The sequence below is a fragment of the Ketobacter sp. MCCC 1A13808 genome, from assembly GCF_009746715.1.
In the GTDB taxonomy this organism is placed as follows: domain Bacteria; phylum Pseudomonadota; class Gammaproteobacteria; order Pseudomonadales; family Ketobacteraceae; genus Ketobacter.
In genome coordinates, this window is record NZ_VRKW01000010.1 from 85,155 (window position 1) to 98,194 (window position 13,040).

General features: G+C 50.9%; 13 protein-coding genes. 6 read left to right on the forward strand and 7 right to left on the reverse strand.

Going from position 1 to position 13,040, the window contains the following annotated elements; all coding sequences use genetic code 11:
- Positions 1–312 precede the first annotated feature (312 nt).
- Together FT643_RS16910 and FT643_RS16915 are read right to left on the reverse strand one after the other, a co-directional pair.
- Positions 313–1,095 (reverse strand): transglutaminase-like domain-containing protein, encoded by a 783-nt coding sequence (locus FT643_RS16910; RefSeq protein ID WP_156872605.1) that lies wholly within the window; start codon positions 1,093–1,095, stop codon positions 313–315.
- Positions 1,096–1,124: 29 nt separating this feature from the next.
- Positions 1,125–1,985, reverse strand: a complete 861-nt coding sequence (locus FT643_RS16915) for a transglutaminase family protein (protein WP_156872606.1) — start codon at positions 1,983–1,985, stop codon at positions 1,125–1,127.
- Positions 1,986–2,396: 411 nt separating this feature from the next.
- Here FT643_RS16915 and FT643_RS16920 point away from each other — a divergent pair, with 411 nt between their 5' ends.
- The 3 genes from FT643_RS16920 to FT643_RS16930 are packed head-to-tail and all read left to right on the forward strand — an operon-like array spanning position 2,397 to position 4,669.
- Positions 2,397–3,395, forward strand: coding sequence for a HupE/UreJ family protein (locus FT643_RS16920; protein ID WP_156872607.1), 999 nt, complete (start codon positions 2,397–2,399; stop codon positions 3,393–3,395).
- Between the two features lie 16 nt (positions 3,396–3,411).
- The gene (locus FT643_RS16925; RefSeq protein WP_156872608.1) at positions 3,412–4,014 is read left to right on the forward strand and encodes a HupE/UreJ family protein; all 603 of its coding nucleotides are present in this window, start codon (positions 3,412–3,414) and stop codon (positions 4,012–4,014) included.
- 31 nt (positions 4,015–4,045) lie between these two features.
- The gene (locus FT643_RS16930; protein ID WP_156872609.1) at positions 4,046–4,669 is read left to right on the forward strand and encodes a HupE/UreJ family protein; all 624 of its coding nucleotides are present in this window, start codon (positions 4,046–4,048) and stop codon (positions 4,667–4,669) included.
- 163 nt (positions 4,670–4,832) lie between these two features.
- Here FT643_RS16930 and FT643_RS16935 read toward each other — a convergent pair whose 3' ends face one another.
- Both FT643_RS16935 and FT643_RS16940 read right to left on the reverse strand, forming a co-directional pair.
- Positions 4,833–5,282 carry a type 2 periplasmic-binding domain-containing protein gene (locus FT643_RS16935; RefSeq protein WP_198043633.1) on the reverse strand — a complete coding sequence of 150 codons (450 nt, stop codon included), beginning with the start codon at positions 5,280–5,282 and terminating at the stop codon, positions 4,833–4,835.
- Positions 5,282–6,571: a hypothetical protein gene (locus FT643_RS16940; protein ID WP_156872610.1), complete on the reverse strand. Its 1,290-nt coding sequence runs from the start codon at positions 6,569–6,571 to the stop codon at positions 5,282–5,284. The genes FT643_RS16935 and FT643_RS16940 overlap by 1 nt, the downstream gene beginning before the upstream one ends.
- A gap of 777 nt (positions 6,572–7,348) precedes the next feature.
- Here FT643_RS16940 and FT643_RS16945 point away from each other — a divergent pair.
- Complete coding sequence (locus FT643_RS16945) at positions 7,349–7,837, forward strand: SRPBCC domain-containing protein (protein WP_156872611.1); 489 nt, start codon at positions 7,349–7,351, stop codon at positions 7,835–7,837.
- Between the two features lie 157 nt (positions 7,838–7,994).
- Complete coding sequence (locus FT643_RS16950) at positions 7,995–9,488, forward strand: cytochrome P450 (RefSeq protein ID WP_156872612.1); 1,494 nt, start codon at positions 7,995–7,997, stop codon at positions 9,486–9,488.
- Positions 9,489–9,607: 119 nt separating this feature from the next.
- On the opposite strand, the gene FT643_RS16955 is transcribed toward FT643_RS16950, so the two are convergent.
- The 3 genes from FT643_RS16955 to FT643_RS16965 form a co-directional block, all read right to left on the reverse strand.
- Positions 9,608–10,078 (reverse strand): hemerythrin domain-containing protein, encoded by a 471-nt coding sequence (locus tag FT643_RS16955; protein WP_156872613.1) that lies wholly within the window; start codon positions 10,076–10,078, stop codon positions 9,608–9,610.
- A 195-nt stretch (positions 10,079–10,273) separates the two neighbouring features.
- Positions 10,274–11,146, reverse strand: a complete 873-nt coding sequence (locus FT643_RS16960; protein WP_156872614.1) for a DMT family transporter — start codon at positions 11,144–11,146, stop codon at positions 10,274–10,276.
- A gap of 92 nt (positions 11,147–11,238) precedes the next feature.
- Positions 11,239–11,559 (reverse strand): 2Fe-2S iron-sulfur cluster-binding protein, encoded by a 321-nt coding sequence (locus tag FT643_RS16965; protein WP_156872615.1) that lies wholly within the window; start codon positions 11,557–11,559, stop codon positions 11,239–11,241.
- Between the two features lie 173 nt (positions 11,560–11,732).
- Between FT643_RS16965 and FT643_RS16970 the strand changes: the two genes are divergently transcribed.
- A complete protein-coding gene (locus FT643_RS16970; protein ID WP_156872616.1) occupies positions 11,733–12,968 on the forward strand; it encodes an NAD(P)/FAD-dependent oxidoreductase in 1,236 nt (411 codons plus the stop codon).
- Positions 12,969–13,040 lie beyond the last annotated feature (72 nt).

Consider the following 13,040-nt stretch of genomic DNA (forward strand, 5'->3'; position numbering starts at 1 on the left):
TGCGCAAGTAGAATGCCCTTGCGTTCCGGTACCTTGTTTTACTAATTGTGTCGGTCATCACGTCCCTCTCTCGATACCACTACATCAATTCAAACATAACCTGATTGGTTATATCACAGGCACAGGCTTCAAGTCCCGACACTTGGTGCAGTGGCCATGAACGATTCAACAGGATTTCCTAATCAACTTTTAGCCCCCGGGCATAGTCCCCGGGCATAGTCCCCAGGCACGTTATTCAGACATCCCTTAATCGGGGTAAACTGCGAATCAGCAAAGCATTTCGTTAGCAGCACCGGTTTAACAAAAAATGCCTTAAACCCGATGCACGTAAACTGTTTGCTGAATCGGAAACACCGCAGGGCCAAACTGGTTGTAGACCGCAACGTCGGCCGCATCCCGACCGTAACCAATGGACACATACCCCCCCAGCTTTACAGACTGGGTGGCATCGAATGTATACCAACGCCCGGCTACATAGGCTTCGAACCAGGCATGTAGTTCCATTGGCTGCAGCCCGTAAAGATACCCAACCACCATGCGGGCGGGAATACTCAGGCTACGGCACAATGCAACGCCTAGATGAGATAAATCCCGGCACACTCCGTACTGCTGGTGGTTGACTTCGATGGCAGAAAGGGGAAGAGAACTGCTGCCGGGTTGATACATGATGGTGTTATGCAACCAACGTTCGATTTCCCGAACCTGGTCGTATCCCGGCTTCTGCGAAGCGGTTATTTCGGAGGCCATATCACCAAACCGATCTGACTCACAATAACGACTGGGCAATAAATATTTCAGAACACTATCCGGCAGATTCTGAACATCAACAAATGCGCCTCCCGGAACAATATCAACATCATCTGCGGTCAGGATCCGCGCCGATGTGTATATCGTAAATTCACCCGGAGGCGCAACCAGCCGTTGGCACAGATTCCCGTAGTCATCCGTGAACTCAACAGCCAGTACGTTCGGGTAAAGTAAATATTCCTCGGAGGCCACCCATTGTTGAGCACCACTCCTGGGACGCAGCATCAAAACAAAAGGCGTGGGCATTTCAATGATAAATTTTAATTCACAACTGGTTTGCAACCACATGACATTTGCCTCTCCTTTCGTAGCCAGGTTCAGGATTGAAACAATTCGGTTACCCACACATTGACTTTCATGCTGGCACCCGGCGGCCCGATAAACGAACCGGCAACCGGTGGCACTGATTCCGGTGATCTTGATACCGCCACAGGTATGTGATCCGCGCCGACAATATTTCCTGTGGTGGCGTCAAACCCCTTCCAACCCGCCCCCGGAATAAACACCTCAGCCCAGGCATGAGTGGAACCGGATTGTGCGATAGGCGAGTCAGAGTAAATATAGCCACTGACAAAACGAGCGGCGAAACCCAGCTGTCGTGCCGCCACCATAAACAGATTGGCAGAATCCCGGCAGGAACCGGAACCACAGGTCAGCGTGTGCTCCGCTGACTGAACACCTGCCTCCTCCCGCATGCTGTATTTAATGGTTTGAAAAATCAGTTGATTCAAACGCAACAGAAGCTCAAATGTTTGAACCTGTTGCCCCGGCTTCCAAAGCTCATCAACCCATTTCATCAATGTGACCGACTCATCTTTTACTGATTTTTGCAGATAGGGTGAAAGCACGATCCTGTCTTCATTATTGTAATGAATTGGAAAATTCAGCGCATAGTCCGCGACCAGGAAATCGTAAGGAAGCTGGTTATATTGTTGAATTATAACTTCGCTATCAAAAGTTAAATGCTGGGTATGACCGTTGAAAGTCGCAGTTGCAACCGAGTTGCCTTCAACATCCCTCTGCCAGCGCAATGAGGCATCCGGGGAGATTTCCAGTGTTGAACTTTCGATACGTAACTCGTGGCCTTCCCGTGGCCGGAGCCGCATCGTATGCGGTTGCAACCTGACCGGTTCAGGAAAGTTATAATAGGTTTGATGAACTATTTTATAACGCTTCATATCGATTTGAGTCATCCTGCATCAATAAAACTAAATCCATAACAGCTTTTGCAGACAGATTCGGCTCCGCCTTTGCTGACATGGATATCTACCCTACGACAAGCGTCTAAAAGAAACCCCGGCCGACCGGAATTATGCGTGGGAACACGGGTAGAAAACCCCGTTGAAATGGAATGGATAAACCACTCTAACACAATTACTGCGATAGTTGAGCCCGTTATAACAAGTACACTGGTGTTCATCGAGGTATCAGGCGCAGCATACGCAACAACCTCTCGGTGCGGGCCTACAAGTGTATTTTTTCCGGCTACGGCCCTTTTCATGCGGCGAAGGTTGTTTCATAAAAGTGTCCGCTAAAGCAAGTAAAGTTCTAACCATGGAGCGAATCGTGTCTACTTAAAGTGAACGAGAATGAAACAGGGCAACCGCAGCACCGTTAATTATTTTTACCACTGTTTGATCAGCTTACTATTGCCCCTTTCAGGGCTGCTGGCGAGCCAGCCCGTATCGGCCCATGAAACCCCCATTGCATTACTCACCTTAAGTGAATTTCAAAGCGGACGTTTCTTCATTGAATGGAACTACTCTTCCGCTAACGCGGCGCCCCCCCCTGTCGCGGAGTTCCCCAAGCATTGCCGACACCATTCTGGTGTACTTAATTGCGGAACAGGCGGATTACACGGCACCATTAGTCTGGCTCAAACCGATGAACGATATTCCGCGGTAGTGGTACAGATTAAACGCAACAATGAGAGACAACAAACCTATACGCTCACCGGCACTCATTCCGCCGTTATTCTTACCGCCGATAGGATACTTCCTCTATCTCAGGTAATCGCCACTTATATTCCCTTAGGGTTCGAGCACATTTTGTTGGGAGTAGATCATCTGTTGTTTGTGCTCGGGTTGATGTGGCTGGTTAACAGTACCCGCATGCTGCTTCACACCATCACTGCGTTCACCGTTGCCCATAGCGTGACGCTTGCCGCCGTCACATTAGGCTGGATCGGTGTGGAGGAAAAACCAGTCAATGCTGCCATTGCGCTCAGTATCGCCATTATCGCAGTGGAAGTGGTCAAATACCGGCAGGGAAAACCCAGCCTCAGCGCCCGCTTTCCCTGGCTTATCGCTTTGGCTTTCGGACTGTTACATGGCTTTGGTTTCTCCGGCGCGCTCACGAGTATAGGTTTGTCCCCGGAAAATCTTCCAGCGGCGTTATTATTCTTTAATATCGGCGTCGAGTTGGGCCAGCTTTGTTTTGTGTTTCTGATTTTGGCTCTGATTTGGGCGCACCGTAACCTTCAGGTTCGCTTCCCCTCATGGAGCACAACCGCGGCCTTTTATGCCATTGGCACTATCGGGGCGTACTGGTTCTACTCTCGCCTCGACATACTAATTAACAGCGCTTAACACAGGATCGTTCAATATGAAAAGTTGGATCACCCACTGCGGTGCCGGAGTATGTTTCCTTTTGTTTGCTGGTACCACCTACGCGCATTCGGGTACGGGGGTTGCCGGCGGGTTAGTCAGCGGTTTTTTTCATCCGTTTCTGGGCCTCGACCATCTGGTCGCGATGGTCGCTGTCGGGCTCTGGGGCGCCCAGCTCGAAAAGCCCGCCATTTGGTTACTACCGATGACGTTTCCGCTAGTCATGGCCCTCGGCGGGCTGCTCGGTATTGCCGGCGTTGCGATGCCCTATTTTGAAATCGGTATCGCATTTTCCGCCTTGGTCTTGGGCCTTTTGATCGCGTTAAAAATAAAGCCACCTCTGGGGATCGCTGCCCTCGTGGTGGGCTTTTTCGCCGTTTTTCACGGCTATGCTCATGGCACAGAAGTGCCCGCTGCCGCAAACCCGCTGGCCTATGGTGTTGGCTTCGTAGTCGCGACCGGTCTGCTCCACTTGGCTGGCATTGTATTGGGCATCCTGACCTATTGGCCCACCGGCGCCAACGCGGTGCGCGCAATGGGAGGTGTTATTGCCGCACTGGGGGTTTATTTTTCTGCACTCAGCGTCGGCATGATTCAGTAACCGCACATTTTTACTTAAAAGCGAACCCCGCATGAGATCAATATCAATTATGCTTGGCGGTATCACATTGCTGTTGCCGCAGTTGAGTTTTGCCCACCTGGTGACGACCCGCCTCGGTGAATTTTATAGCGGGCTGGCACACCCCATTACATCACTGGAGCATTTGCTACCCTGGCTGGCTCTGGGACTACTCGCGGGAATACAGCAGCGCAACACCAGCCGGTCGGTTTTGCTCTGGTTTCCCTTTACCGTTGCCACCGGCGCCATCCTGGGTGGCTGGCTTCCCGGTCCGACTTGGATCCAAACACTGAACTTGTTTTTCCTCTGCAACCTGGGCTTGCTGGTGCTGCTGGCACTGCGCCTGAAACAAGCTGTATTCGTGCTGCTGGCAGTGGTGTTCGGATTCACTCAGGGTTTCGCCAATGGTGTGAACACTTTGCAAGGCAGTGACCTATTGCTGTATGTGTGCGGCGTTACCAGCGCCGCCTATATTTTGATGGCGCTGGTGACTGCCGTGGCTTTCTGCACTTACCGGCGCTCGGCATGGGGCCCTATTGCATTGCGCGCCGTGGGCAGCTGGATGCTGGCTATAGGTATGATGTATGGCGGGTTTTTACTTTTTGCTCCAGGGTATGCGCTCACAGGTTCAAACTGAAAGCGCCAGCACCACTAGCAGCAGCAGAACGTTTGTCAAAAACGCTTCTGCTTGATTGGGTCGGGCGGGCAGTGACTTCGGCATATTGTGTTTCCCTATCCGGAATAATAAACGGGGTAAGATTAGCTAACCGTATGATGACCACCAGTTTATCAGGGACAGGTTACTCTATTTTTACAATGGCGCGATCCACTCGTCCTACGACCTTGACCTCGTCAGTGAGGTCATTAATGTCCACATAACCAATGGCATTGAGGTTGCTTTTTACTGCCTGCAGCACACCGGCGGCACTTTCCACCGTTTGTGGCGGAGTGGCTCGACCGGTGAATAGCAGCTTGGCCCAATAGGCATTGACCTCTGCCACGCTTTTATTCACCAAGCCGCGATAGAACTGAACACGGGTAGCCGACTCCGGTGCTTGATCAAGGCGTAAAATCAAACTTCCGTTCGGGAAATACAGGTTGCGCCCCATATAAAGATCAACTAATTCGCGGGAGCTAAAGCGTTCAACAGTGCTTTTTGAATTCACCACAACCACGATCTCGGCATTGACACTGACTGCCAGTGACATCCCGAATATCAATGTGATCATGCGCACTATGGGCTTCATCATTAGAATATACAGTTCAGGTTGATGGAAAAGGTGTTGATCTTTTTGTCTGCCATCGGAGCACTCCGGACTTCCCAAAGGCTGAGCCCTCTTTGACCAACCCGTGAGTGGTCCAACTGAACTTTCAACGCCAGATCGTACCGTATATCCCAACGTAAACCGGCCGTTAGCGTGGTCTGATCGGAACTGAGTGAGTCGTAGATAGCCTGAACGCCTTGTTGCAGCGCAGCCAGTGGCGCCGCCAGCTCAGGTGCCGAAGGAATGACCGGCGGCTCGGGCACCAGCCGGGTTTCTCCCAGCGACTCACTGCGGGCCACCATGAAGTACGGTGTCAACGAATTCACCTGATAGCCTGCGCTAATGTAACCCTGAACGGTTTCTGGATAAAGATTGACTCGAGGGTCAATACGGCTGATTTCAGACTGGATTTGCCAGGGCTTGCGAGTATAGGCCACACCAAAAATATAGTAATAGATATGGGGGTTTGATAAGTAAATATCGTCCTGCACGCTGACCAGCTCGGGCCAGATGGGTAACGCTAATTGCAAGTTTTTCGCTAAAGGTTCTGAGCCCGGAAAATACTGGCCTTGCGCGCCAACCTTCGTATCCACAGCGCTGAGTTTGAATTGCCAGCGTTCAGATTCCCAGCTGAAAGCCGCAGTCATAATGTCGTGCACTTCGAAATTAACCTGATTATCCAGAATATTCAGAGTCGAGTCGGTGTTACCCGCAGAAATCTTGGCCCTGAACATGCCACCTGCCGCATACGTTGACCAGGTCAGATCGGCACCATCGAAACTGGTAAACGTTAACGGCGCATAGAATTCAACGGGCGGCCGGGTCCACAGATAAGCGAAGCCCACATTGCGATAATCTGATAACAGGAATAAATCGAACCCGATACGACCCGCGCGAACGGTCCAGTCCGGATTGAAGCGATACCGCAGAAAAGCCCATTCAACACTGTTCTCCAGGCTGTCTTCCACCCGGTCTTTACCGACCATCTGAACTGCACCGCCAAACTGATCGTTGACCACCACATCCATCTGCACACCCAGCAAAGAATCCGCTGAAACAGACCAATCACCGTCGTACAGCCCCTCCTGGTCGAGATCGCGGTGGAATCCAAGGTCTTCGTCCCCGCCCTTGGTCAGCCCGAGCGTCGCAAAGCCACTGAATCGAAAGTGTTTTTGGCCAACAACCTCCGCCGCGAATGCGGTGCAAGCGGACGTCATTAAAACGAACGCTGCCAATAGCGCGCTTATCCGACGGGGTAAGTTTATGTGCGTCATCGCTGCCTGCCGTAGCATCCCCTCTATATCAGGTAAGGACATGGGTGAAATAGAAATTAACCGGTATCGCTAATAAGCTTAGCAGCCGATTTTCGATTTGGAGGTCAATTATCGACCAGGATGGAAGTTTATTGGTTTAGATTTGTGAAGATTGGCTTTGCGGTCTTTCCGACGGCCACCGATGTTTGTTTTTCAAAGGGTGAGATCCCATCACCTGTATGTAATGGCGCTATAGGCTATTAACGCAATATTTTTGCAATATTTTTGCAATATTGGTTGCATGTAACCCCGCCACTAGTCTACCTGCCTTACAATCCATGAGCTCGAACCGCTTACTTCCAAAATCACACGGGAATCGGCTCCCTAAATCGCCCTATACTCTTGCCGAGAGCGAAATGGGTATGCCACTTTGGACATGGTGACCATGAACAGTACCGGTTGTAATGACAATGCACACAGTTCTGCGCCGCTTCCATTGCAACCAATATTGCATTTCGCCGCATGGAAGGTCATCCTGTCCTGCAAAAGAAATAAAAATGGGTTAATCCACTACCGTCGCTCTTTCACCTGATTCCGGAATAGGTTCACAAATGCAGATCCTGTGTACCGCACAACCGTATCGTCAGGGTGTTCTTTACTGCGAAAGCAGCTCCCTCTAAAAGAGATACTGCAACACGAAGCTGTGACGCGATGGTAGCTGCCAACGGAACGCTGGATTGCCCGACCCCTGCCATTACCGGATATTCTGCGCTCCGGTGATTTGGAGCAAGCAACACAATGACAATATATACCGTAGATTCGGACTGGGTAGTGATCAATGCACCACAAAGACTGGTCTGGAATATTCTAGTGGATTTCGAAACCTATCCGCAGTGGAATTCCTTCACCACCAAGGTGCACACGGATCTAACGATAGATTCACCGGTAGAGCTGCACGTAAACCTACCCAAACGCGGAAAGCGCATTCAGCACGAAGTGGTGCGCACAGTGCAGCCGCCCCATACCCTGGCGTGGGGCGGCTCAATGGGCGCAAACTTTTTACTCACGGCATTACGCACTCAAACCATTGAGAAAATAAACCCCAAACAATGTCGTTACCGTTCGACGGATGTTCTTACCGGCGCTCTCACACCCCTGGTAAAATGGCTCTTCGCTGAATCCATGCGCAGCGGGTTCTGTGCAATGGCTCTCGAACTCAAATTACGCGCCGAAGCACAGCATCAAAACAACGAAAACAAGAATGAAATAGAAGGCGAAGTCGTGTGAACCGGTTAGCGACCTGCCCCCAGCCTCAAGTTAACTTCCTATGCAACCCTGATTCCGAAGTCGTGCCCACGCGCTTTCGGTCTATTGATGTTTAGAACGATCGGGTATACGGTGTAAACCCAAGTAGAGAAATATCAATGATCAGAGGAACATCAAAATGGCTACTGCCGGATTGAAGGCCATATTGCCACCTTCCCCTAAAGACATGAAGCTAACGCAAGCGTTCAAGATGGGTCATGGCATTTGGCAATACCTTGAAAAACAGCATGACGCCTTCGGTGATTATTTTACGCTGATGCTGCCAGGACAAGGACCGATGGTTATCATCAGTGATCCGGTGGCGATCAAGGATATATTTTCATTAAAGCCGGAACAATATGATGCATCACTGGTGCAGATTCCGATGGATGTTGGGGAGCAGAACACGGTGTTTCTGAATAAAAAGGAACATCAGGATTCACGGAAAATGGTCATCCCGCCTTTAAATACCGACCGTCTGAAATCACGCGCGGGTGTGATGCACGAGATCGTATCCGAGCATATTAATTCCTGGAAGCCCGGCGACCAGTTTAATGTGCCAAGATTGATTGGCGATATTACGCTGGACGTTATCTGCTATACAGTCTTCAATTTGCGCCGGGGAGAACGCAAAGATCAATACCAACAAATAATGCTAGGTTGGTTACTGTCAGCTTGCAGCGACGCAAATTTTGCGGTGGGGGCACTAATCGGTGCGAAAAAATATCGCGCCAAACTGAACAAAGCCTACTTAAAACGAACCGCAAAAAACGATTTTGGTGACGGCAAAAAAGGGCTGTTTCCGTGGAAGCAAGCAATCGACCTGAAAGTGCAACTAGCCGACATGATACGCCAGGATATTCGCACTATTCGCGAACGCAACGATTCGGCAGAGACCCACATGCTCGCCATATTGGCACGCGCAACGGATGAAGACGGTAACCCGCTGGAGGAAGAACGGGTTATCGCAGAAACCATCGGATTATTGGTGGGCGGGCATGAAACCAGCGCAGCAACCGCAGCCTGGTTCATGATCTGGTTGCTAAAAAAGCCGGACATCGTGCAGCGGATGCGGGCAGAAGTTAAAGAATCACTGGAAAAAGAAGCCGGTTTCGATCCGGTGAAAGTGGCGGAACTGCCCTTTCTCACTGCTTGTCTTAACGAGTCGCAACGCCTGACGCCTTCAGCCGTCGGCACCATTCGGTGGTTAACCCAGGACACCCATATCGGACCCCTCTTTTTACCCAAGGGCAGCGCCGTGTTGCCTTGTACTTATTTGACTCAACGCCGTCGGGACATTTTTGGGGAGGACGCGCATGAATATCGGCCTGATCGCTGGCTGGAGGGTGGCCGCTTCGGACCCAACGAATATTTTCCCTTCGGTGGCGGGCGCCGGGCCTGTGTCGGAATGAGTCAGGCCCGACAACAATTGCGTATAATTTTTGCAGAGTTTGCGCGACGGGTGGAATTCGATTCGGAGCATAGCGAAAACGACACATGGCCTATACCCCGTCAAATTGGCGGGCAGACAGAACCGGATGGCGGTGTTTGGGTAACCGTGAAATCGGTCCGCAGCGAAGACACCGACATGCCCGGCAATGACAACCCGGCTATGGCCGTCAAACAGGCTTAGGCATGATCGCACGACCTTTTCAATAGAATGCAATCAAAAAGCGCCCGCTACCGCGGGCGCTTTTTGATTTAACGTCAGCCTCGCTTTCTCGACTTACTGCAGGCTAACGGGGAACGGGGTTAGGCAACATCGCGGTCTTTGATGTTTCGATGTTGTTCCTCGTCCTTCTTCGCGGCTTTCATGTCTTTTTCCATCTGACTGGCCTCGCCGTCGGACATGACTTTCTTCGCGTCTGAAAATATTTCCGTCTCCTCTTCATCGATATGGTGTTCGAGCGCTTGCTTCAGAGTTTTGAACTTCTGAAACCAGGCAGATCCCACCAAAGACGAATCGGTCAACTCTTTCAGTAACGTTTCCGCTTCCTGATGTTCTTCCGTGCCGTGCTCCACTTCGTCCTTGGTTCGCTTACTTTCCTTCAACGGATTATAAAACGCTCTCTCCTCCGCTTTGCTGTGCAGAATTATTTTTGACTTCAGTTGATTAAACGTTTCGTCCCGTTCGGCTGAGCTTTCCGGGCCGAGTTGTTCTATTTTCTCCAGCAGGCTCTGAATTTCCCGGTGGTCTTCTTTCAAATAAGTAAAAATACTCATGATTCCATCCTCTTAATCTATCATCCATTGGTTGGCTTTTGGGATGCTGCAGATAGCATGCCAGATGGGGATCGCCGTATTTAAAGGGCTTGTAGCCAATAAAAGCATAGAAAATTGCAAGATATACAATGCCAATCGCAAACCGGTTAAAAATTCAGAAGACGAGATGTTCGTAACGCAGTCAGCCAGATGCCATTAGCGTCGCAATGCGACCCAATTCCCGAACAGGATACACACAAGCCCTGCCATGGCAGCGGGCGTCCACATATAACCCTCGAATACCGACGAAAGTCCTAGGGCAATTACCGGTACCAGCATGCTCATATACCCCGCCTTATCCGGCCCCAGAATAGCAATTAACCGCAAATAGCCTGCGAACGTGAATAGACTACCAAACAGCGACAAATAACCCAGTGACAGCCAATAAGAGAGTCGTCCGTCCAGGCTGAACTCGACCCCAAGCACCACCGCTGCGACGATCATTACCACAGTGCCGTACAACATAGCCCAAGCATTGATAACCAGCACCGAGCGGCCGCCACTGATATTTTTTGCCGCCGCAATGTTTCCGAGCGACGCCAACAGTGTCGCTAACAATGCCAACAGCATCCCTGCACCGCTTTCTCCGGTCAGAGTAAAGCCTTCGATCTCGCGTACGAACAACATCGCCACCCCGGCCAACCCGATGGCGCCACCGACCAAAACGCCCCGTCGCACCGGCAGCGCGAGAAACAGCCTGCCGTTGAGCGCGTTGAAAAAAACTATGGTGGTAAAGACGGCCGCGATCAAACCACTGGTCAGGTGCTCCGTGGCAAGATAAAGCACCCAATAGTTTAAGCCGAACAGAAATGTGCCTTGTACCCCCATCAACACATGCTGCCGACGGTTCATCCGAACATCGATCTTTTTCCATAGACACCAAACAAACAGCATCACTGTAGCCAGTCCAAAGCGGTAAATGACAGAGGCAAGAGGAGCTGTTTCACCAAGCTGAAAGGTTATCGCTAACCAGGTCGACCCCCAAATAAGGGCAACTCCGGAGTAAAGCAAAGGGGTAGCGAGCGGCATGAATACACGTGGGATAAGGATGAATTAAGCGTTATAGTTTACGCTCTTTGCCCGCCTGAACGGGGCGGACACGCTAGACTCGCAACGCAAACTTAATAGACCTGATTAGCAATCACCACTTCCATACCGTCCATGTCATCCGTCAAGGTAATCTGACAGGACAGGCGCGAGTTCTCCCGGTGGTGCTCGGTACTGCTAACTAACTGGTGCTCGTCCTCACAGGGAGATCCCGTTTTCGCCTGCCAGGAAGGCTCGATATACACGTGACATGAGGAACAGGAACACACACCGCCACAAATCGCCAATATTTCGTCGTATCCGTTATCGCGCAGACTTTCCATCAGCGTATCCCCGGATTTGGCTTCCAGAGTCGTCTTGATTCCTGATAGATCGGTAATCTGCAAAGTCGGCATTTTCCTTACTCCTGATTTTTTTATTATTTGGGCAGCAAAAATGGTAATCTGGACCCAGTATTCAGACTTTAATTCGGCTTACCTTGCGCAGTATACGGCGTATACTCAAGAAAATATAAAAGCAAGCAGAGCCGGCTAAAAATAATAAGCAAACAGCAGTGAGACTATAGTTTATGACTACCGAAAAAACCTGTGTAATCATCGGTGCCAGCCATGCAGGCTCGCAATTGGCAAACAGCGTACGCAAGGAAGGCTGGGAAGGCCGCATCCTCATGATCGGCGACGAAAAGGCCCCGCCCTATCACCGCCCTCCGCTATCTAAAGCCCTGTTAAACGGCGAGAAAACCGCAGACCAACTGGATATCTTCAAACCCACCGTATACGAAAAAGCCAACGTCGAAATGATGCTGGGGGTTGAGGTTGAATCCATCGACCGGGCTAAGAAACAGATCAAGCTGGATAATAAAGACGTGATTTCTTACGACAAATTGGCGCTTTGCACCGGAGCCCGTGTGCGCAAGCTGGATATCCCCGGAGCGCATCTGGATGGTGTCTTTTATCTACGCACCCTGAGCGATGCCCAAGCAATCCAGCAGGCCGTTAAACCCGGCGCTAAAGCGGTTATTGTCGGCGGTGGCTATATCGGACTGGAGACCGCCGCGTCGTTAAGCAAGCTGGGCATGAACGTGACCGTTTTGGAAATGATGAACCGAGTACTGGAACGGGTCACGGCCACTGAATTGTCCACGTATTACACCAAATTACATGAAAGCCACGGGGTCAAAATCATCACTGACGCCCAGGCCTTGGCTCTGCACGGCGAAGGCAATGTACAGCAGGTCATGTGCAACAACAATCTGATGCTGGACGCCGATATGGTCATCATCGGTATCGGCGTCATTCCCAACACCGAACTCGCGGAAGTGGCCGGCCTGGAAGTTGGCAACGGCATCATCGTCGACCAACATGCCAGCACCACCGATCCCGACATCGTGGCGGCTGGTGACTGCACCTTTCATCCCAACGACGGACTTGGCTTTCAACTGCGGCTGGAATCCGTGCCCAACGCGATGGAACAAGCCAAAACCGCCGCCGCGACCATTTGCGGCAACCCGAAACCCTATCACGCCCTCCCCTGGTTCTGGTCAGATCAATACAATATTAAATTGCAGATCGCCGGATTCAATCGAGGCTACGATCGAGTAGTAGTACGCGGCAATCCGGATGATGATCAATTTGTTGCCTGGTACATGCAAGGTGACAAAGTGTTGGCCGCAGACTGCATTAATAGTCCCAAAGAATTTATGCAAGCCAAGAAAATCATTGCCGCCAAAGCCACTGTCTCCGATGCCGACCTGGCAAACACCGAGTTTGACTTGTTGGGGTTTGTTAAAGGACTAAGTGCGTAACCACAAATAAACCTGGCCAACCGAAACGAAACTACGACTACCAGAATGTCCATTCAATAGGACAATCTGGTA

Bases quoted from the DNA above. Each gene is read 5' to 3' on its own strand.
- FT643_RS16910 (WP_156872605.1), bottom strand. From the start codon at position 1,095: ATGTGGTTGCAAACCAGTTGTGAATTAAAATTTATCATTGAAATGCCC.
- FT643_RS16915 (WP_156872606.1), bottom strand. From the start codon at position 1,985: ATGAAGCGTTATAAAATAGTTCATCAAACCTATTATAACTTTCCTGAA.
- FT643_RS16920 (WP_156872607.1), top strand. From the start codon at position 2,397: ATGAAACAGGGCAACCGCAGCACCGTTAATTATTTTTACCACTGTTTG.
- FT643_RS16925 (WP_156872608.1), top strand. From the start codon at position 3,412: ATGAAAAGTTGGATCACCCACTGCGGTGCCGGAGTATGTTTCCTTTTG.
- FT643_RS16930 (WP_156872609.1), top strand. From the start codon at position 4,046: ATGAGATCAATATCAATTATGCTTGGCGGTATCACATTGCTGTTGCCG.
- FT643_RS16935 (WP_198043633.1), bottom strand. From the start codon at position 5,282: ATGATGAAGCCCATAGTGCGCATGATCACATTGATATTCGGGATGTCA.
- FT643_RS16940 (WP_156872610.1), bottom strand. From the start codon at position 6,571: ATGACGCACATAAACTTACCCCGTCGGATAAGCGCGCTATTGGCAGCG.
- FT643_RS16945 (WP_156872611.1), top strand. From the start codon at position 7,349: ATGACAATATATACCGTAGATTCGGACTGGGTAGTGATCAATGCACCA.
- FT643_RS16950 (WP_156872612.1), top strand. From the start codon at position 7,995: ATGGCTACTGCCGGATTGAAGGCCATATTGCCACCTTCCCCTAAAGAC.
- FT643_RS16955 (WP_156872613.1), bottom strand. From the start codon at position 10,078: ATGAGTATTTTTACTTATTTGAAAGAAGACCACCGGGAAATTCAGAGC.
- FT643_RS16960 (WP_156872614.1), bottom strand. From the start codon at position 11,146: ATGCCGCTCGCTACCCCTTTGCTTTACTCCGGAGTTGCCCTTATTTGG.
- FT643_RS16965 (WP_156872615.1), bottom strand. From the start codon at position 11,559: ATGCCGACTTTGCAGATTACCGATCTATCAGGAATCAAGACGACTCTG.
- FT643_RS16970 (WP_156872616.1), top strand. From the start codon at position 11,733: ATGACTACCGAAAAAACCTGTGTAATCATCGGTGCCAGCCATGCAGGC.